Source organism: Nocardia suismassiliense, from assembly GCF_900269665.1.
GTDB classification, from domain to species: domain Bacteria; phylum Actinomycetota; class Actinomycetes; order Mycobacteriales; family Mycobacteriaceae; genus Nocardia; species Nocardia suismassiliense.
Genome location: NZ_LT985361.1, coordinates 3416747 through 3435067, shown reverse-complemented (window position 1 = coordinate 3435067; position 18321 = coordinate 3416747). Strand labels below are relative to the sequence as shown.

Sequence of the window (18321 nt, the reverse complement as noted above, 5' to 3'; positions counted from 1 at the left end):
ACACCATGGTGCGGGTCTCCCGCATCATGGTGTGCCATTTTCAGTACTGGGTGCAGACGTGCATCTTCAGCGGCGTTGCCGGAGCGACCTTGCCGGTGGTGGCAGGGTGCGGCACGCTCAGGGCGATGCAGGCGGCCAGCTCCAGGCAGCGTCGCTCGGCGCGGCTGAGGCGCTCGTCCTGGCGCGCGAGGACGGACCAATCGCGGATGAACGCCAGGTGCACTTGATCGCCGCCCATGGCGACGGTCTCGATGCTGATGTGGTTGTCCAGGAATCGTTTTCCGAGCAAGCCGGCACGGTGCAGCACATGAATCGCTATGCGATCGGTGATCGAGTTGGTTACGTCGGTGCCGCGTTCGAGCAGCTCCCGCAGTTGTTCTGCGGTATGTCTATTGGTCATTTGTACTCCCCACTCCAACCTTCATGATCCGGCATAGGTGGTGGGGAATGCTTGGATAAACCGGCCACGAGATGTTGCTGGGGGCTTCGGGTTCCGGGTCGAGCATGCTCGGGGCGCGGTCCGGTACGCCGGTTGCGACCCGAGCAGTGTCTCGTGCGAGGCAGTTAGGCCCTGGTCAGGCGGCTGTCCGGCGGCGGACAGTGCGTTCGAGGATGCCGAGGGTGGCTTTGAGGGCGGACTCGGGGACCACCGGGAAAGTCAGGCGCGACTTCCACTGCTCGCTGATTTGTGACCAGTCGTAGTACGAGGTGACGAGGGTGCCGCCCTCGGCGGGCGCAAGTCGGTAGCCGTAGATGTGCCGGACGGGGGGCCGGATCTGGCCCTCTACCGTCCAGGCAATCTCCTTGTCCGGAGTGAGTTCGGTGATGACGACTTCGACGTCGTACTTGCCCAAAGGGAAATCGCCGAGGGCTTCGCGGTCCATGTGGACGAGGAAGCGGTCGCCGGGTTGTCGGACCGGTTCGCCTTCGGCGTCGAGCAGCATTCCGGAGGCGTCGATGTCCACGTGGCCTTTCGGGTCGGTGAGGACCGCGAAGATGGTGGCGGCGGGGGCCGGGATGAGGCGGGAGACTTCGACTCGTTCGGTGGAATTACCTACGGCCGTAGTACTTTCGCCTGCGGACTTGGCGGTTCGCCCCTCGGGCACGGCGGATTCGCCTACGGCCCTAGCGGTCTCGCCCTCGGGCAGGGTCTCCGCTGTGGCGGTCAACACCGCGCGACCGAGGATGTGGCCGGCCATGGTGAAGCCGAGCAGTGCTGGGGTCGCGTCGGCGGGGACGCCGATGGACTCGACATCGAGGGCGTGCACTACGACGAAGTAGCGGTGTGGGCCGTGCCCGGCGGGCGGGGCCGCGCCGAAGTAGCGGGCGGCGCGGGCGTCGTTGGGCAGTTGGATCGCGCCCTCGGGCAGGCCCGAGCCGGTGTCGTCGCCCGCACCCTCGGGCAGTTCGGTGACGGTGGCGGGGATGTCGGCGACCGCCCAGTGCCAGAACCCGGACCCGGTGGGAGCGTCCGGGTCGTACACGGTGACGGCGTAGCTCTTGGTGCCGTCCGGTGCGCCGCGCCAAGACAGGTGTGGAGAGAGGTCCTTGCCGCCGGGGACGCCGGCGGACATCTGCTCGAGCGACCAGGAGGCGCCGTCGGTGACGTTGGCGCTGGTGACAGTGAAGGAGGCCGCCTCGGGGAGGCGAGCGAAGGGGTCGTTGGCGCTCATCGCGTCGTTCCTTTCAGGCCGTGCTGTGGAGTGGCGGGATCTCCCGATCGGGACGCCGCCACAAGATCGACCCTAACACAGATAATCGATTATCTCTCAGATCGTCTATGCTTGGCCAATGACCCGGACGGCCCACTCCTCGACCTCATCGGGGAAGCAGATGCTCAGCGAGCAGATCTACACCCACCTGCGGGACGCGATCATGCGCGGAAAGTTCGCGCCCGGTGATGCGCTCAAACCGCAAGACCTGGCCAAGGAAGAGGGCGTGAGCCTGGCCGTCGTGCGCGAGGCGCTCGTCCGGTTGGTCGGCGAAGGCCTCGCCGACCGGCTCCCCAACCGTGGCTTCGCCGTCCCGACCTTCTCCGACCGCCGCTGGCAGGAGATCGCGGAGGCCCGCCGGACCATCGAGCCGGTCCTGTTGCGCATGTCCATCCAGCGCGGCGACCTCGACTGGGAGTCGCGTGTGCGAGCGGCCCACCACCGCCTGTCCCGCACCCCGCCGTACGTGCCGGACGAGGGCGAGCACTACAGCGACGCCTGGTCCGAAGCCCACCGCGTTTTCCACCGCACCCTGCTGGAAGGCTGCGGCAACCCCGTCCTCCTGGAAACCTTCGATCGCCTGTGGACCGCAAGCGAACTCGCCCGCCGCTGGTCCTCCCGCCGCAACCCCGATCGGGACGGCGCCGAGGAACACCGCAAGCTGGAGGAGGCCGCCTTGGCCCGCGATCCCGACACCGCAGCGGCCACCCTGACCCATCACCTCACGCTGACCGCAGCCGCACTGACGGACGCCGCCGACTGACGGGCTTCGGCGAACCGGGTCGACGAACCACCCCGATCAGCCGGTCGCGCGGAGTCGGGGACTATCGTGCCGTCGCCTTCGATGGACGCGCGGTCGACTGTGATTCGGCGAGGTGACCGTCGAGGAACTCGGTGATCTCGGCGCGTGCGGCCTTGGCCTGTGGGACCACGCCGGGCAGGGCTAGGAAGGCGTGTGGAGCTCCGCGATGTTCGGAACGTCTTGCGGGCGTGCCGAACTCGCCCAGTCGCTGGGCATAGCGGCGGCCGTGGTCGGCTACCGGATCGATGGTCGGCACCACGACGAGGGCTGGCGCCAGTCCGCTCAGGTCGGTGGTGTGCAGGGGTGACACCGCGTGGGCATCCGCTGCCTCGGGGACTGCCAGTTTGCGGAACAGCCGCAATCTCACGACGGTCAGGCCCGGACTGTTCGCGTGCTCGACCATGGACGGGTAGTCGAACATCGAATCCGTCACGTCGGCAACAGGATTGGTCAATACCTGGGCCCGTAGCGGCAGGCCGGCGGCTTTGGCTCGGATCGCGGTGAGTGCGGCGATCAATGCGCCGGTACTCTCCCCGGCGACGGCGATCCTTGCCGGATCGATCCCCCATTCCGCGGCGTGCTGCACCAGGTGACACAGCACGTCCCAGCCGTCGTCGACGGCCGCCGACAGTGGGCTCCCCGGAGCGAGCAGGCGGTGCTCGACCGAGACGACGATCGCGGGCAGTCGTGCGGCGAAATAACTGTTCGCCCAATCACATTGCGGTGCCGTACCCACGAATCCACCGCCGTGCACGTGCAGGACGAGCGGCAGCGCGGTGGCATGCTCGGCGGTGGGGCGGTACACCCTGACCCGGATCGTCCGATCGGGCAAGGTCACCTCCTGCCAACGGATCGTGGCACGACGATCCGGGAACCCGGTGATCACTCGACTGAAGCGAGCAGCAGCCTTACGGTTCGCCGCGTCGCGGTAGGTGATCAGCTCTTCGTCGGTGATCGTCGACCAGTCCGGTTCCTTCTGCACCTTGTGCAGCAGCCGGAAACCGAGCGGCGGGCGTTCGATGCCAGGTACGGCGTTCATGTCATTCCTCCTCGACGGCACCGCGTCGGCCGACCGGACAGCCGGTGTCGAGCGCGTGTTTGCGGACATGAGAGTCAGCATCGACGGAATCCGACCGGTTGTATTGGAAAAATGTTCCCCGTCCCGGAGTTCTATCGTCGGGCGTTACGCACTCGACGCGGCGTCAAGGCCTCGCTTGGACCGGGGGCAGCCCACGCGACGGGATCGACTGCGAACCATGGCGCGACCGCCAGCGCCGTCGGTGTCAGCCCGGCAAAGTTCCTTGCGTCTCGATGCAGGTGGGACTGGTCGACATAACCGCTCTCGGCCGACACCGACGCGGCACTGTCGCCTCTTGCGAGCCGGTGCGCCGCATAGTCGAACCGAACCAGCTGTGCGGCGCGCTTGGGCGTCAGACCGATCTGCGAGCGGAACCGCGACCACAACTGTTTGCGGCTCCAGCCCACCTCCTCCGCCAATCGCTCCACCCGAATCTGCCCCCGGCTCTTCATGATTCGTGCCCAAGCGAAGGCGACCTCCGGATGAACCACCCGCCCCTCCCCCAGTCGTCGACCGAGCGTGGTCTCCGCGATCGCGAATCGTTCATCCCAGGATCGGGTGGCGTGCAGTTGCTCCCGAAGGCGTGCGGCGTCACGTTGCCAGAGCTCCTCGAGGGCGACCACCGTCCCATCCAACTCCGACGACGCCCCCAGCACCGCATGCGCGACCACCGGCGACAACCGCACCTGCAGCAGGTCGACCTCCTGCCCGCACCCGCGCACACCAGCAGGCCCGAGACCGACGACACCACCGCCTGGCATTCGCACACCACTGGCCGCATCAACGAGAAACACGTCACCGAAATCGATGAACACCGTCAGGGCCGGGTACGGGACCATCGGCAACTCAACCGGACTCTTTGCCCGACTACGAAACCCGGCCATGCTGACCCCCGCCACCCGCCCCGGCCGTGCTGGGACAGCGACATCCACCTCGGCCCCAGCAACACGAACCGACTCGACGGGCATGTCGCCATCGTACGAGTCGACGGCGTGGCACTGATGCCGACAGGTCGCGGTCCACGCTCCCGAGCGTGGTCTGCCTCACACATGTCACAAAAGCCGGTCGCACGGTGTCCTATTCCCGAACCCCGGGAACTAAGGAGACACCATGACTGGGAACACCGATGTGGTCGTGATCGGCGGCGGATACGCCGGTGTGCTGGCGGCCAACCGACTGACGCAGCGCGACGACGTGACCGTGACGCTGATCAACCCGCGTTCGCACTTTGTCGAGCGGATCCGCCTGCATCAGTTGGTGGCTGGGTCCGGCGACGCGGTGGTCGACTACCGGGAGATCCTGGCCGAGGGTGTTCAGCTGGTCGTAGACACCGTGACAGAGATCGACGCTGCCGCGCGCAGTGTGGGTTTGGCCAGCGGTGCAATGGTCGGCTACGACTATCTGATCTACGCGGTGGGTAGCGGAAGCGCCGAGCCGCAAGTGCCCGGGGCGGCCGAATTCGCCTATCCCGTCGGCACATTGGAAGAGGCGCAGCGGTTGCGGCCGGTCCTCGATGTTGCGCCCGCGACGGCCGCGGTGACGGTGGTCGGCGCCGGTCCGACCGGCCTCGAGGTCGCAGCCGAACTGGCCGAGCAAGGTCGCAAGGTGACGCTGGTGTGCGGTTCGGTGCTCGGCCCGTATCTGCATCCGCGAGGTCGGCGCTCGGTGGCCAAGCGGATGGCGAAGCTCGGGGTGACCGTGCTCGAAGGCCCTGCCGCGGCGGTTACCGCCGTCACGCCCGACTTGGTGCGGCTCAGCGGCGGCCACACGCTGCGCAGCGCGGTGACCATCTGGACCGCCGGATTCGGCGTCCCAGACCTGGCCGCACGCAGCGGGCTGAGCACCGACGCGGTGGGCAGGCTGCTCACCGACGAGACGCTGACCAGCGTGGACGACGTGCACATCATCGCCGCAGGCGATTCGGCGGCACCGTCGAACCTGCCGTTCCGGATGAGCTGCCAGAGCGCCACGCGGATCGGCGCACACGCCGCCGACACGGTGCTCAGCCGGATCGCCGGTCAGCAACCGGCACCCATCAACCTGGGTTTCGCAGGTCAGTGCCTCAGCCTGGGCCGGCGCGCCGGGCTCTTCCAAGTCGCCGCCCACGACGACACCGCCACCACGTTCCACCTCGCCGGCGGACCTGCCGCGAAGCTCAAAGAATTCGTGTGCCGGCACGCCCTGAAACATCTGGCGGACGAGGCGCGCAAGCCTGGTTCGTTGACGTGGATCAAGGATGAGAAGCGTCGAGAGGTGTTGCAGGCCAAGCGGCGTGAGGTGTTGTCCGTTCGTTGAGCTATCGACTGGACCACGCCCTGACCGGCCGCGGCGAACCCAACGCCTGAACGTCCGCTGCAACTCCTTCGGCGCGCGACATCGAACGATCCGATACTGCTACAACATCTTTGGCCAACTGGTCGTTGCCGGGGTGATTCAGTCGCGGCACGCTCCAGATCGATCACGCTCCTGGACCATTGCGGACGCCGCAGGTTCGGGCAGACGGCCGAGATGGGTGGTGACGCGTTGACGTAGCAGCAGGTACTCGTCCCACCGCCGAGGCAATCGGTCCTGTGGGCGCTCGACAACTCTTGCGGCAGTGATGATTTGACCGAGCCGGAACTGCTCGCGCGTCAGGTCGAGTTCGATACCGCTCGGCAAACGATTCCAACAGTGAAACCCCTGCTGCTCCGCACCGAGCCACACCTCCCCCACCATCAACTCGCCGCCGAAGATGTCGTAGACGATCAAGGCCGTGATGTCGCAATGCCCCCAGGCAGGATTGTCGGATTGCCAGCCGGCGCGAGCCACATCATCAGCTGAGCAGGTGTCGGCCGCCCAACTCGCACGCAGCGCCCGATCGATATCGAGCAGATTCCAAACAGTCACATCGCGAGCATCCCACCGACCACCGACAGACTTGCGCGCCGACCGACGACACCAGCGCGAGTTGCCCTCTCCCGCACCATGTCCCGCTCGACACGGGACCTGGGGGCGAGCGGGACGTAGTGGCGGAGAAGTCCGAGTAGCGCCAGCGTCATGTCCCACTCGACACGGGACCCGCGGGCGAGCGGGGCACGGTGGCGGAGAAATGCGAGTAGCGCCAGCGTTATAGGCATAACGGCACGCCGCTACGGCGAATCGTGCGCGAAGGTTGCGGTGCCACCTTACAACCACCATGGATTCAGCGGATCGGCGCTCAAGAACGCGCGGTCCTGTTGCCGCTTCCAGAGACCGGCAACCCGCTGCTATTCCCCGGTCTGACCGTCGATGACTTCACGAAGCAGATCAGCATGCCCGTTGTGGCGCGCGTACTCCTCGATCATGTGCGTAAGAATCCATCGCAAGCTGTAGGTGTCACCAGATGGCCGACGCGTACCGACCCTATCAAGCGACCCGCTCGCCTCGACAATCTCACTGGACCGAGCACATTCCTTCTCCCACAACCGAATCGACTCCTCAGCATCAGCCTCCTCGACCTCGAAGTCGGTATCGTCAGCTGAATCCTCCCCCCAATACAGAAACGGCGCGTCTTCCCCCTCCAAGACCCGCGTGAACCAGGTCCGTTCCACGTCGGTCAGATGACGAACCAGACCGAGCAGCGAAAGCGTCGAAGGCGGCACCGCCCGCCGCCGAAGCTGTTCCGTGGTAAGCCCGGAACACTTCCACGCCAACGTCTCCCGTTGAAATCGCAGGAACCCGGTAAGCGTCTCGTACTCTCCGGCAACCTGAGCTGGTTCACTACGCTGATTCGACTGCATCCGGCCATCATGCCCCGCCCGGTTTCAGAAGGACTCGGCCGCAGCCAAACCCGCCAGGAACGTCTCGAAGTCTGCCGCCAGGATCAACGAATCCTCTTGGTCCGCATCGAAGTACGTCACGGCGGGTTCGCCGCGAGGCCCGCAAATGCGATAGTCGAGCCCGACCCAGCTGTGCCCGTCACCATCCAGCAGCACGATCGGCGACGGAAGACCCCACTCCGACACCAGGTATGGCGTGTCCAGCATCGTCTGGAAGTCGTCGGAACGGCCGACCCCCATGACCATGTCGAACCGTGCATAGTCGCTTCGAGCGAACGACGGCACCGGAAGTGGCGACGCATTCCATCGTTCGGCGACGGTCCCACCGTTGCGCACCCGCAAGAGCCGCACCAACGAGGGAGGCAGCGTTACCCGCAACTGCTCTTCGGCATCCCGAACCGCCGCATCCGTCAGCGGCGCGAGCACACCGTAGTCGGAGTCACTCCAGAACGATGCCATCACCTGATCGACCGTCGCCACAGCGCGAAGCATACAAACGACGCGAGTTCCCTAGCGACTACTCAGCGCTCTCCAGAACCTCACGGAGTTTCCGGGCGAAAGCTTCGGGCTGGCCGGGGTAACCGTATTCGTCGCCGGCGAAACCTCCGTGGTGGCTGGGGAATACGGTGGCTTGCTGGCCAAGCAGTTCGGCGGCGGCTACGGGGGCGCGGCCGGTGAAGGTGTTGAGGGACTCCTCGCCGACGGCGATGACGATTCGGGTGGGGCTTGCGGTGAGGGCGGCGAAGTCGGGGCGGTAGCTGCTGACGGCCCAGGAGCGGTCGGTCAGCAGCGGGTCGTCGCGGGAGCCGTCGTCTTCGGTCGGCAGGCCGAACATCGCGGGATCGGCTGGGGGCTGGGCGAAGTACTCGTCGGTGAATTCGCCTTGCCAGGAGGTCATGGCGATGAAGCCCGCCATGCCCGCGCCGAATCCCTTGGCCTCGTACGCATCTCGGTAACCGGCGCGGGCGCGCTCGGCTGCGGCGGAGTCGGGGACCACGGAGATGAGCGGCGGCTCGTGCGCCACCAGTGTGCTCACGTCGTCGGGGTAGGCGGTCACGAGTGCGAGCGAAACGACCGCGCCACCGCTGCTGGCGAACATCTCGACCGGCCCGGCGCCGAGCGCCTCGATCAGGGTATGCAGGTCGGCGGCGTGGACCTCGGGCACATTGTCGACCCGACCGTCCTTGCGGGTGCTGCGCCCGATACCGCGCGGGTCGTAGGTGACCACGGTGCGATCGGGAAAATACGACGTCAGCGTCGTGAAGCCGGTGGCGTCCATGGGCAGGCCGACCATGACCAGCGGCGGGCGTCCGTCCGCAGTGGGCAGCGGTCCGTGCACGTCGTAGACGATGGCGAAGTCGGCGGTATCGAGGGTGTGTGTTGTCGTCATATCGATACTGACGGTGCCCGCATCGAAAACTCATCGGTCCCGTATGCGCAACCGTAGGCGTAAGGCGCGCTACCGAAAGGATCACCGAGACAACCCATCTGGCAGCGCGCCCCGCCGACCGAACTCGGACCGAATCACAAGGGAGGCCGCTAGGCGAGCAGCACTTACTCCGGCGGTTCCGGCCGACGGATCTCGTTCGCGACGGACCCGCCCGCGATATCGGCCTCGATGCCCAGATCTTCCTCGTAACTGTGCGGCGCGACAACGTCGTCGGCATCGGACGCGATCTCGTCGACGACGGTGATCGCCGCGGCTTCGGACGGCCCGGATTCCGGCGGCGGCTCCGGGACCAGATCGGGCTGCTCCTCTTCGAGGCGTTCGGCGAGCGGCCGCGCCTCGGCCTCCTCACGCGGCGTCATGCCGTATTTGTTCACCCCGGACCAGTGCTCCGGCGGGTCCATGCCTTCCTCGAACGGATCCACCCGGAGGCTGTCTTCGTCCAGGTCTTCGGCGCTGTTCAGCGCCGCCGGGTCGGTCTCCACCGCGTCAGGGGCGCCGGTGTCCTGCGGCGGGTCCCAGGTGTCCTTCGCGTCGGTCATCGCCTTCTCCTTCGCAGAGCAAACGTCAAGGTCGGCCACGGGCGGGAGTCTGCTCGGCGACTCCGTGCCGCAGTGGCGTGCTGGGTTCGGCCGCCGTGGTCGGCTGCACCGTCGAGCCGCCGTGCCCACCCGACACGTCGGGGGCCCGAGTCGGGTCACCCGGCGAGGGTTCGGCTCCGTTTTCCAGCTCGTTCAGCCGGGCCTGTAGTACCTCGAGTACCGGCACGCGATCACCGTGCGCGTGCTCATGCTCGATCAACGCGCGCAGTTGGCCCTCGTCGAGCGAGCGCACGCGGTGCCGTATGTCGCCGAGCGCGAGTTGGTCGTAGTCCGGTAAAGGCAGTTCTTCGAACGTCATCGTTAACCTCCTCGCCGTCCGAGCTACCCGGTGCACCGGTGTCGAAACGTAGCCGCCCGCGCCCCAGCAAACGGCACGGTGTCCGCCGACTTGCCGAGGCGACCGTTTCCCGGTGACATGGTCGGCATGCTCACATACACGGCGGAGTTCGCGAACAGCGAGGCGTGCCTGACCGGCGAGATCGGCGACCGCACAGGAGACCTGACGAAATGACGAACCGCTGGGTCGGCGTGACCATCGACTGCGTCGACGTGCAACGAGTCGCGGACTTCTGGAGCGCACTGCTGGACCGTCCGCAAGGCCCGTCCCAGCCCGGTTGGATCTATCTCGGCGAACTCGACGCCCCGCACCCCCGCCTCGTCTTCCAGCCCGTGACCGAGCCGAAGCACGGCAAGGTACGCCTGCATCTGGACGTCGCGGTGGACGACATCGATCAGGGCATCGCCCAGGTCATCGCCCTCGGCGGCCGCGACACCGGCGAACGGCACGACTACGACGAGGGCGTGGTGGTCGTACTCGCCGACCCGGAAGGGCATGAATTCTGCCTGGTCCAGTACTACTGACCCGCGGGTTCAGCTCGGCGGCGAGATCTCCCGGCCGACGCGAGCAAGCACGTCGAGCTGCGCGGCGTTGTACACCTCCAGCACGGCTGCCGCGGTGGTGCTCGCGGCGAAGCGGGTGCCGCGCGGCGCATCGTCGAACCAGCTCAGGACCCGCGGGTGCGCGGCATACAACTCGCGGCCGCCTTGGATCATGCGTTGTGCGACGTCTTGGCGCTGCTGCTCATCCGCGTCGGCGGGCAGGTTGTCGAATTCGGTCGAAAAGGCGCTGACCTCGGGGTCTTCCAGCATCCGTGCCACCGCCTGCCGCCCCGCCGGACCGATCACCCGGGAGAGCACGAACGCGAGCGAGCGGTCCGCGTCGGACATATCCGGCCGCTCCACCGCGGCGAATTCGGGTGGCAGGTCGGTCGACTCCTGGTGGTCCAGGATCCGGGCGACCTCGGCGCGGATCCGCTGGAGCCGGTCGATGGTTTCGGCGAGTTCGGCGTCCAGCGTCCGCAGCGCCTCCTGCGGATGCTCATCGAGATTGTCCATCTCGGCGATCTGCGCCAGCGAAAAGCCGAGCCCCGAAAGGCGTTTGATCCGCAGCACCCGGACCAGATGGGCCACGCCGTAGCTCTTGTAGCCATTCGCACGGCGTTCGGGCTCATCGAGCAGTCCGACATCGTGGTAGTGCCGCACGGTGCGCAGGCTCGTGCCCGCGAGCTCGGCCAGTTCACGAGTGCTCCACCCCACGACCCTCGCTCCTTTCGTCCTCCCCCACTACACACTGTGCCCTTACGGCATAGTCAAGCAGTGCTCTCGGTCAGCGGCCACCGGATGGTCCGGTTATTCGGTCCGCCCACCCAGGTACCGCGCCAGGAAACGGTCGATCGCCTGGAACAGTTCGATGGTGTTCTCCGGGTTCACGAAACCGTGCCCCTCGTCGTCCTTCACGATGTACTCGACCTCGACCCCGCGCGCACGCAGCGCCGCGACGAGGATGTCGGATTCGGCTTGTACCACCCGAACATCGTTGGCCCCCTGGGCAACCAGCAGCGGCGTGCGGATCTGATCCACCCGGGTGATCGGCGAACGTGCCGCCATGTCCGCCGCCTGCTCCGGCACCTCGGGATCCCCGACGAACAGATACCAGTTGTTGGCCATGAAGGGCCGGGAGAACACCGGCATGGTCCGCAGGAAGTTCGCCAGGTTCGAGATACCGCAGTAGTCGACGGCGGCGGCGAAGACCTCCGGGGTGAAGGTGACACCGACCAGCGCCGAGTAGCCGCCGTAGGAACCGCCGAAGATGGCGACGCGTGCCGGATCGGCATACCCCTGCTCGACCGCCCACGTCACGCCGTCGATGAGGTCGTCGTGCATCTTGCCCGCGAACTCGCCGATGGCGGCCTTGACGAACGCCTTGCCGTACCCGGTCGACCCGCGAAAGTTCATCTGCAGCACGGCATATCCCCGATTGGCCAGCAACTGCGCCGCCCCGTCGAAACCCCAGCTGTCCCGCGTCCACGGGCCACCGTGCACCAGGAGCACCAACGGCAACCCGGTCGGCGGCACACCGACCGGCAGCGTGAGATACGAAGGGAGACTGAGGCCGTCGCGTGCAGTGATAGTGACCGGCGTCATCGGCGCGAGCGCTGCCGGATCCAAGTGGGGATACGGCCGGAACAGCAGCCGACTCTCGCCCGTCGCGTGGTCGTAGAAGTAGGTGACACCGGGCTCCCGATCGTGCTCGAAACCGACGACCCACCGCTGCTCGCTGTCATCCGAGGACAGTGCGCTGATGTCGCCGTCGGACAACTTCGTCACGTTCGCCAGCACCTCGGCGAAGTGCGAATCGAGGGCGTGGATCACCTGCCGTTCACCGAGATACCTTGCCCCGATGAGCTTTCCGGTCCGCCGGCTGAGGATGAGAGGCGACGGAAACCCGGGACTCGCGCCTGCGCGCGTATCGAGATCGAAGCTGGGGTGACTGTCGATCTCGGTCTCCTGCCCGGTGGTCAGATCGAGCCGAACCAGGCGGGTCCGATCGGTGCCCCGGTTGGATCCCACCCACGCCCCCGCACCGTCCGCAGTGATCTCGATCGGCGAGACACCCACCGGGTAGTCGGCGCCGTCCCACACCGCGACTCGACTCAATCTGCCTGCGGCACTGTCGTATCGGGATAGTTCGACATCACCATCGTCGGTCATCGACGTGGCGAACAGGTCACCGCGATGACTCACCTTCCAGCCGGAAACGCGACCCGGGTTCTGCGCGAGCGTCGTGAGTTCGCCGGTGGCGATGTCGAGTTCGTATACATCGAACTCTTCGACCTTCCTGGCGTTCAGCGTGACGATCGCGGCGCCGGGCCTCCCCCGTGGCAGCTCTAGACCGAACAGCCGCGCACCGGGGAACGGCGTGAGATCGACCGCCGCGGCCGCCGGATGCGACAGGTCGACGCGGTACAGATGCCAGTTCTCGTCGCCATTGTCGTCCTGGGTGTAGAGCAGCCACCGCGGATCGTCGGTCCAGCGGTAATCGTGAATGCTGCGGTTGCCATCGGCCGTCACGCACCGCGGTTCTTCGGCCGAGTCGAGGTCCTGCACCCACACATTGAGCCGGTTCTGCCAGGGAGCCAGGTAGGCGAGCCGAGTTCCGTCCGGCGAGATCGACGCCGCCGACCGAACGGGTGGGCTGAAAAGGTCTTCCACCGTGAGCAATTCCGGTAACGCCATATCTGTCCTTCCACCTGGTTCGAGGCCGCAGGAACCGCATCCACCGGCACCTGCGCGCGCCATCGACACCAGTCGAAACCATGCCGTCGCGGCACAGTCAAGTCCGGCGGGAGTTGCGATCTACCGGGTTGAATCACCGGACGCGGGCGGGGTGCGCCGGGATAATCGGTGGGGTGCCTGGTGGGGGCATGCTGGTCGAGAGGGGACCGAAGTGCCGGACTCGCACAATTCGTTCGCAGTGGGCACGCTCGCCGGGGTGAATCCGCCATTGAGCGCCGCACGGTTTGTCGTGCGGATAGCCAGGCTGGGCAAGCTGGACTCGGTGCTGGCGCCGGACCATCTGATCAGCGTCTTTCCCCGGGCCATCTGGGATACCGACTTCACCCCGCAGGCGAAAGTAGTCCGCAGCCCCGACGAGCAGTTCGATTACGCTCCGTTGCTTGCCCATCTGGCCGCCGGGGCGGGAAAGGTGCAGTTGGGGGTCGGGGTGACGGATCCGCATCGCAGGCATCCGGTGCTGCTCGCGCAGACGTTTCTCACCTTGGCGCACATGACGAAGGCGCCACCCATCCTCGGCCTCGGCTCCGGCGAGCGGGAGAACCTCGATCCGTACGGGTTCAGCTGGAACCGCCCGGTCGATCGCCTGGAGGAGGCCCTCCAGGTGCTGCGCGCGGCACTGGCGGCGGAACCCATCGAGTTCACCGGCCGGCACTACAAACTCGACAGCGCGCCAATGGATTTGACCGCACCCGCCGACCGGATACCGCAGATCTGGATCGGCGCGCACGGACCACGGATGCTCGAACTGACCGGACGCTACGCCGACGGGTGGTATCCGTGGGAAGCCTTGTCACCGGACGAATACCAGCGCCGGCTGAAGGTAGTACACACCGCCGCTCGCGCCGCAGGTCGCGACCCCGAAGCGATCGTGCCCGCCCAAATGATCTCCATGCTCACCGCACGAACACCGTCCGGTATCCGGCGCCTGCTGCGCGCGCCCGCTGTGCGCTATCTCGGCTTGCTCGCACCGGACGCGGTGTGGGCGCGCCACGGCGCGAAACATCCCTTCGGAGAAGGCTTCCGGGGTCTGATCGAGCTGATGCCGCACCAGCTGACCAAAGCCGAAGTGCAGGCGGCGATCGCCGAGGTGCCCGACGAGGTGCTGCACGATTGGCTCGTGATCGGCACGCCCCGAGAGGTTTTGGCGCGCATCCGGGCGCTGGCCGATGCGGGATTGCGGCACGCCATCGTCTTTCCGACCGGCGCGCTCGTATCCAACGCCGACGCGGCGTTCGGTTACGGTGTCGTGCTGTGGTTGGCGGCGCGGCTACGGCGTCAGTCGGCCTCGGCGTAATCCCGCACGGTCCAGCTCCGCTCGACGAATTCCCGCGCGCTCGTCGCGACGCCTGAGTACCGTTCACTGAAGCCCCGCTGCTGTCATGATGGCTCCATGATCGACCACGGGAATCAACCGGAACCGGCATCGAACACCATGTTCGACTACGACGCCGAGCTGCGCCGCTACCACCGGTGGCTGAGCGAAGCCCTCGACGTGGGGCCGAGCGACCACGTGCTCGACATCGGTTGCGGCACAGGGCAGCTCACCCGCGACAGTGCCAAGCTCGCACATCAGGGCAGTGCCCTCGGGGTCGACATATCACCGGTGATGCTGGCGCCCGCCCGCCGGCTCACCGCCGCCGAAGAGTTGCCCAACCTGCGCTTCGAGCAGGCGGACGCACAGGTCTATCCGTTCCCACCCGAGCACTTCACCCGCGCCGCCAGCCGCTTCGGCACGATGTTCTTCGCCGATCCGGTCGCGGCGTTCATCAACATCGGGCGCGCATTGCAGCCCGGAGCGCGACTGGTGCAACTGGTGTGGCAGGACAGCGCCCAACAAGAGTGGGTGGGTGCGATCCACCAGGCCCTCACCGGCAATGCCACGCCCGCCACCAGTACCGGTGCCTTCTCGCTGGGTGATCCAGCGCGAGTGGAGGAGATTCTTACCGCTGCCGGATTCAAAGACATCTCCATCACCGACCTGCGCGAGCCCATCTATTACGGCGCCGACCCGGACGCCGGCGTCGACGCCGTCCGCGTATTGCACATGACGACCGATCTGCTCAATCGACTCGACGCCGCCGAAACCCAGCGCGCACTCGACCGTCTGCGCACCACCATGGCCGAGCACCACACTGCCGATGGTGTGTGGTTCGACTCGCGCGCCTGGTTGGTTACGGCTCGCCGATAGGTCAGGATTTCGATCAGCCGACCTGTCGAACACCTTGGGTGACTTCGGAAACGGGAAGTCCGGAAAGGGCAGCTGCTGTGGCGGCGATCTCGGCGACCGGCTTATCGACCATGGGTTCCGTGATGACCAGAGGTGACAGGTAGGTCTTCTTGTTCAATTTGGCGATGAATGCTTGCCAGCTCGGAAGTTGGCGGAGGTAGACCTGATCGTCGTGCAGCATGAAGGAGATCACCTGCCGGGTGTCACGCGATGAGGCGCGCACGGGGACGACTCTGATCTCGCTGAAGGATGCCCAGTCGACACTGAGTCCCATCCTGGGTGTGTGCACGCCGTTCGCATCGAGAACGGTCGCCGGGTGTTTCGGCAACGCCCACGTCAGCAGATAGACGATGTATGCGAGCACCGGGACGCACACGACCACGCCGGTTCCGATCAACAATGGATTCGTCCACATCACTCCGATGAGGAGCAGGACAGCCACGAGGAACAGGTAAGGACCCATCACGCGCACGACGCCGGCGACGGTTACCCGGATCTCCAGTTCCTCGGCGGAGCCGGGCGTAACGAGCTCGCGAACCGTGCTGCGGCTGACGTTCAACATCCGGATCAGTGCGAGCTTGCGGCGACTCACGACGAAGACAGCGCCGATGATGACGACGAGCACCACATATAGGAACACCACCAACGGTAGGTCGAACATGACGGCAAGAGTGCCCGCGAACCAACCCCCGACCACACCGAGGGGCAGAGCAATCAAACCCAGCCGAAGCTGAAAGCGCCTCAATGACTTCTCCGCATGCGCTACCGCAATTCGATCGATCTCGGGATCGGTAGCGGGCTCACCACGCAGCAATGCCTTCCGCGTAGCAGAGTCCAGGTCGCGCCAAGTCTTCATATTTCCCCTCCTTCAGAGGGTCGCACCTTAGCCGACCGATATGACCGATTCCCCCACTGCCCGCCGAGAGGCCGGCGGCCGAAACCGGTCGAGCGCAGCACGCTGGCCGCTAAGCTGCTGATCGAGTCAGTAGTGCTGTGCGTGGCGAGGCCATCGGTATTCGACTTGCCTGGCCGCGCCGGTCTGCCCGTCGCAGGAGGTGGCGTCGTGCTTATTCGTCGAAGCGTGCTGGTAGCGGTTCTGTGCGCGATACCAGCGCTGAGTGCGCCGCAAAGTCTGGCGGAGCCGTCGAGCGACAGCTATCCGGCCTGCCAGCAGGGCAGCGTGATGACCGGCCGATTGATACCCGGCAGCGGCAGCGCGCGACAGTCCATCCGCCGCGAGGCCATGCTGCACCAGTGCGCCAGCCCGCTGCTGCCGGGTATCGCCTCCGGCCGGTTCACCGCCACGATTCCGTGGAGCGCACCCGGTGCGGTCAGTGCGGCCGAATTCGCCTGGTCCGACGGAAGCGTCAGCAGGGCAACCGGTTACGGCAATGGCCTGTGGTTGATCACCGACGGTCCGGCCAGCGGCCACGGAATCCAGATCAACGTCGCCGATACCTGGAATGGCTGGTACCTCAGCTACGCCGATGTCGCCGTCACCTCCGCCACTTTCGTGTCCTGACCAGACCGACCGAGAGCGTCGCCCTCGGACCTGAGTTTCTGGCACCGAAGTCGATGCCCGACCGAGCATAGTTTGCTCGCCTAACTCAACTCTTGCTTACGCGAGCAAGAGCGATTACCGTTTTGCTCATGCAAGCAAACAGTGGCTCGGGCAAGCAAGGCGGGCGTACGTTCACCGAGGCCGCTCGGCGGGCACAGATCGTGAATGCCGCGATCGAGGTGATCGCGGAGCACGGCCTACCGAATACTTCGTTCGCGAAGATCGCGCAGCAGGCGGGGTTGAGCAGCACCGGCATGATCTCTTACCACTTCCGAGGCAAGGACGATCTGATCCGTGAGGTCACCGCCGAAATCGTGCGGGTGAACACGGAATTCGTCGTTGCCAAGCTCGAACCCGAGGCCGGATACCACGCAAGGCTGCGTGCCTACTTCGCAGCCAACCTCGCCTTGCTCGACGAGTACCCCCATCATCAGCGGGCTTTGGCCAGCATCGTCGCCAACGTCCGCCCCGATGACAACCAGGCGTTCGGCTTACTGGAACACGTCGCCGACATCGCCCGCGGCCAGGAGGAATGGATCCGGGAAGCGCAGCGGGCGGGGGCGTTTCGCGACTTCGACCCCGCGGTGATGGCACTCGCCATTCGTGCCGCCCGCGACGCGGCCGTCGCCCGCGCGGCCGACGATCCCGACTTCGACGCCGCGGCCTGCGCCCGTGAACTAGCCGAACTCTTCGAACGCGCCACCCGCGCATAAACGTGATCCGGAGCTGACATGAACTCACCGCAGACGCTCACCGCCGACCACACCGCGGAGCACAAACGAGCTGCCGTGCGCCGCCACCTCTTCCGCCAGTTGATCGTGGAGCTGGCACTCCCCCTCGGCGGCTACTACGCCCTGCGCGCCGCCGGGGTGAACCCGTGGCTGGCATTGATCGCGCCCGCATTACTCATCGGCGGGTTTCTCGCCTACGGCGCGATACGGCAGCGTCGCCTCGACACGATCGCACTGTTCACCCTCACGCTGATCGTGGTCGGCACGGTGATGACCTTGGTGACCGGCGACCCCCGCACGCTCATGGTGCGCGACAGCTGGGTTTTCGGCGTGCTGGGCCTGTGGATACTGGGCACCTTGGCGACCCAGCGCCCCTTCATGCGCACCGCGTCCCGCGCGATCGTCACGGCGAAGATCGGCGAGCAGGGCTATCGGGAGTGGGATGCACGCTGGGACAGCGACTCCCGGTTCCGTCACCACCTGCGGGTACTGACGGCGGTCTGGGGCACGGTCTTCGCGCTGGACGCACTGGTGCGAGTGTTACTGGCCTACACCCTGCCGATCGATGCGATTCCGCTGGTGAGCACCGTGCAATGGCTGGTCGTCCTGGCCGCCGTCATGATCTTCCACAACTTCTACGTCACCAGGCACGGACTGAAAGCCTGAACCACTCGAGAAAAGAAGTGAACTTACCCCTTTCCACTCCTAACTTATAGCGGACCCCTGGG

21 protein-coding genes and 1 pseudogene are annotated in these 18321 nt (G+C 66.2%); 8 read left to right on the top strand and 14 right to left on the bottom strand.

Annotated features, from left to right (window positions below; genetic code table 11):
• Window positions 1-40: 40 nt before the first annotated feature.
• From DBO33_RS15540 to DBO33_RS43975, 3 genes and pseudogenes are all read right to left on the bottom strand, one after another.
• Window positions 41-400 (bottom strand): hypothetical protein, encoded by a 360-nt coding sequence (locus tag DBO33_RS15540; RefSeq protein WP_107655672.1) that lies wholly within the window; start codon window positions 398-400, stop codon window positions 41-43.
• A 175-nt stretch (window positions 401-575) separates the two neighbouring features.
• Window positions 576-1106, bottom strand: a complete 531-nt coding sequence (locus DBO33_RS43555; RefSeq protein WP_267897915.1) for an SRPBCC family protein — start codon at window positions 1104-1106, stop codon at window positions 576-578.
• A gap of 45 nt (window positions 1107-1151) precedes the next feature.
• Window positions 1152-1673, bottom strand: a pseudogene (locus tag DBO33_RS43975) (YbhB/YbcL family Raf kinase inhibitor-like protein); the annotation flags it as partial.
• A gap of 118 nt (window positions 1674-1791) precedes the next feature.
• Between DBO33_RS43975 and DBO33_RS15530 the strand changes: the two are divergent.
• Window positions 1792-2475, top strand: a complete 684-nt coding sequence (locus tag DBO33_RS15530) for a GntR family transcriptional regulator (protein WP_107655670.1) — start codon at window positions 1792-1794, stop codon at window positions 2473-2475.
• Between the two features lie 61 nt (window positions 2476-2536).
• Here the strand turns inward: DBO33_RS15530 and DBO33_RS15525 are convergent, their stop codons facing one another.
• The gene (locus DBO33_RS15525; protein ID WP_107655669.1) at window positions 2537-3553 is read right to left on the bottom strand and encodes an alpha/beta hydrolase; all 1017 of its coding nucleotides are present in this window, start codon (window positions 3551-3553) and stop codon (window positions 2537-2539) included.
• Between the two features lie 131 nt (window positions 3554-3684).
• Window positions 3685-4560, bottom strand: a complete 876-nt coding sequence (locus DBO33_RS15520) for a helix-turn-helix domain-containing protein (protein ID WP_199856644.1) — start codon at window positions 4558-4560, stop codon at window positions 3685-3687.
• A 142-nt stretch (window positions 4561-4702) separates the two neighbouring features.
• Here DBO33_RS15520 and DBO33_RS15515 point away from each other — a divergent pair, with 142 nt between their 5' ends.
• The gene (locus DBO33_RS15515) at window positions 4703-5887 is read left to right on the top strand and encodes an NAD(P)/FAD-dependent oxidoreductase (protein WP_107655668.1); all 1185 of its coding nucleotides are present in this window, start codon (window positions 4703-4705) and stop codon (window positions 5885-5887) included.
• A 138-nt stretch (window positions 5888-6025) separates the two neighbouring features.
• Here the strand turns inward: DBO33_RS15515 and DBO33_RS15510 are convergent, their stop codons facing one another.
• From DBO33_RS15510 to DBO33_RS15480, 6 genes are all read right to left on the bottom strand, one after another.
• On the bottom strand, window positions 6026-6478 hold the full coding sequence (locus tag DBO33_RS15510; protein ID WP_107655667.1) for a YunG family protein: 453 nt from the start codon (window positions 6476-6478) through the stop codon (window positions 6026-6028).
• 359 nt (window positions 6479-6837) lie between these two features.
• Window positions 6838-7350, bottom strand: a complete 513-nt coding sequence (locus DBO33_RS15500) for a DinB family protein (RefSeq protein ID WP_107655665.1) — start codon at window positions 7348-7350, stop codon at window positions 6838-6840.
• Window positions 7351-7374: 24 nt separating this feature from the next.
• On the bottom strand, window positions 7375-7869 hold the full coding sequence (locus tag DBO33_RS15495) for an SMI1/KNR4 family protein (RefSeq protein ID WP_199856643.1): 495 nt from the start codon (window positions 7867-7869) through the stop codon (window positions 7375-7377).
• A gap of 37 nt (window positions 7870-7906) precedes the next feature.
• Complete coding sequence (locus tag DBO33_RS15490) at window positions 7907-8779, bottom strand: alpha/beta fold hydrolase (protein ID WP_107655664.1); 873 nt, start codon at window positions 8777-8779, stop codon at window positions 7907-7909.
• Window positions 8780-8943: 164 nt separating this feature from the next.
• Complete coding sequence (locus DBO33_RS15485) at window positions 8944-9378, bottom strand: hypothetical protein (RefSeq protein WP_107655663.1); 435 nt, start codon at window positions 9376-9378, stop codon at window positions 8944-8946.
• A gap of 25 nt (window positions 9379-9403) precedes the next feature.
• Entirely contained in the window at window positions 9404-9736 is a 333-nt protein-coding gene (locus DBO33_RS15480; RefSeq protein WP_107655662.1) for a hypothetical protein, read from the bottom strand.
• A 209-nt stretch (window positions 9737-9945) separates the two neighbouring features.
• Between DBO33_RS15480 and DBO33_RS15475 the strand changes: the two genes are divergently transcribed.
• On the top strand, window positions 9946-10299 hold the full coding sequence (locus tag DBO33_RS15475) for a VOC family protein (protein WP_107655661.1): 354 nt from the start codon (window positions 9946-9948) through the stop codon (window positions 10297-10299).
• 9 nt (window positions 10300-10308) lie between these two features.
• Here DBO33_RS15475 and DBO33_RS15470 read toward each other — a convergent pair whose 3' ends face one another.
• Entirely contained in the window at window positions 10309-11034 is a 726-nt protein-coding gene (locus tag DBO33_RS15470) for a MerR family transcriptional regulator (protein WP_107655660.1), read from the bottom strand.
• A gap of 93 nt (window positions 11035-11127) precedes the next feature.
• Window positions 11128-13014 (bottom strand): S9 family peptidase, encoded by a 1887-nt coding sequence (locus tag DBO33_RS15465; RefSeq protein ID WP_107660299.1) that lies wholly within the window; start codon window positions 13012-13014, stop codon window positions 11128-11130.
• 211 nt (window positions 13015-13225) lie between these two features.
• Between DBO33_RS15465 and DBO33_RS15460 the strand changes: the two genes are divergently transcribed.
• Window positions 13226-14368, top strand: a complete 1143-nt coding sequence (locus DBO33_RS15460; protein ID WP_159080284.1) for an LLM class flavin-dependent oxidoreductase — start codon at window positions 13226-13228, stop codon at window positions 14366-14368.
• A 96-nt stretch (window positions 14369-14464) separates the two neighbouring features.
• On the top strand, window positions 14465-15262 hold the full coding sequence (locus tag DBO33_RS15455) for a class I SAM-dependent methyltransferase (RefSeq protein ID WP_199856642.1): 798 nt from the start codon (window positions 14465-14467) through the stop codon (window positions 15260-15262).
• Window positions 15263-15275: 13 nt separating this feature from the next.
• On the opposite strand, the gene DBO33_RS15450 is transcribed toward DBO33_RS15455, so the two are convergent.
• Window positions 15276-16115 (bottom strand): hypothetical protein, encoded by an 840-nt coding sequence (locus DBO33_RS15450; RefSeq protein ID WP_159080283.1) that lies wholly within the window; start codon window positions 16113-16115, stop codon window positions 15276-15278.
• Window positions 16116-16364: 249 nt separating this feature from the next.
• Between DBO33_RS15450 and DBO33_RS15445 the strand changes: the two genes are divergently transcribed.
• The 3 genes from DBO33_RS15445 to DBO33_RS15435 all read left to right on the top strand — a co-directional run bounded on the left by DBO33_RS15445 (window position 16365) and on the right by DBO33_RS15435 (window position 18259).
• Window positions 16365-16823, top strand: coding sequence for a hypothetical protein (locus tag DBO33_RS15445; protein ID WP_159080282.1), 459 nt, complete (start codon window positions 16365-16367; stop codon window positions 16821-16823).
• 128 nt (window positions 16824-16951) lie between these two features.
• Complete coding sequence (locus tag DBO33_RS15440) at window positions 16952-17575, top strand: TetR family transcriptional regulator (RefSeq protein ID WP_107655656.1); 624 nt, start codon at window positions 16952-16954, stop codon at window positions 17573-17575.
• Window positions 17576-17593: 18 nt separating this feature from the next.
• Window positions 17594-18259: a VC0807 family protein gene (locus DBO33_RS15435; RefSeq protein WP_107655655.1), complete on the top strand. Its 666-nt coding sequence runs from the start codon at window positions 17594-17596 to the stop codon at window positions 18257-18259.
• Window positions 18260-18321: the final 62 nt, after the last annotated feature.

Bases quoted from the DNA above. Each gene is read 5' to 3' on its own strand.
- DBO33_RS15465 (WP_107660299.1), bottom strand. From the start codon at position 13,014: ATGGCGTTACCGGAATTGCTCACGGTGGAAGACCTTTTCAGCCCACCC.
- DBO33_RS15490 (WP_107655664.1), bottom strand. From the start codon at position 8,779: ATGACGACAACACACACCCTCGATACCGCCGACTTCGCCATCGTCTAC.
- DBO33_RS15540 (WP_107655672.1), bottom strand. From the start codon at position 400: ATGACCAATAGACATACCGCAGAACAACTGCGGGAGCTGCTCGAACGC.
- DBO33_RS15440 (WP_107655656.1), top strand. From the start codon at position 16,952: ATGCAAGCAAACAGTGGCTCGGGCAAGCAAGGCGGGCGTACGTTCACC.
- DBO33_RS15480 (WP_107655662.1), bottom strand. From the start codon at position 9,736: ATGACGTTCGAAGAACTGCCTTTACCGGACTACGACCAACTCGCGCTC.
- DBO33_RS15530 (WP_107655670.1), top strand. From the start codon at position 1,792: ATGACCCGGACGGCCCACTCCTCGACCTCATCGGGGAAGCAGATGCTC.
- DBO33_RS15520 (WP_199856644.1), bottom strand. From the start codon at position 4,560: ATGCCCGTCGAGTCGGTTCGTGTTGCTGGGGCCGAGGTGGATGTCGCT.
- DBO33_RS15485 (WP_107655663.1), bottom strand. From the start codon at position 9,378: ATGACCGACGCGAAGGACACCTGGGACCCGCCGCAGGACACCGGCGCC.
- DBO33_RS15475 (WP_107655661.1), top strand. From the start codon at position 9,946: ATGACGAACCGCTGGGTCGGCGTGACCATCGACTGCGTCGACGTGCAA.
- DBO33_RS15515 (WP_107655668.1), top strand. From the start codon at position 4,703: ATGACTGGGAACACCGATGTGGTCGTGATCGGCGGCGGATACGCCGGT.
- DBO33_RS15500 (WP_107655665.1), bottom strand. From the start codon at position 7,350: ATGCAGTCGAATCAGCGTAGTGAACCAGCTCAGGTTGCCGGAGAGTAC.
- DBO33_RS15525 (WP_107655669.1), bottom strand. From the start codon at position 3,553: ATGAACGCCGTACCTGGCATCGAACGCCCGCCGCTCGGTTTCCGGCTG.
- DBO33_RS15435 (WP_107655655.1), top strand. From the start codon at position 17,594: ATGAACTCACCGCAGACGCTCACCGCCGACCACACCGCGGAGCACAAA.
- DBO33_RS15455 (WP_199856642.1), top strand. From the start codon at position 14,465: ATGATCGACCACGGGAATCAACCGGAACCGGCATCGAACACCATGTTC.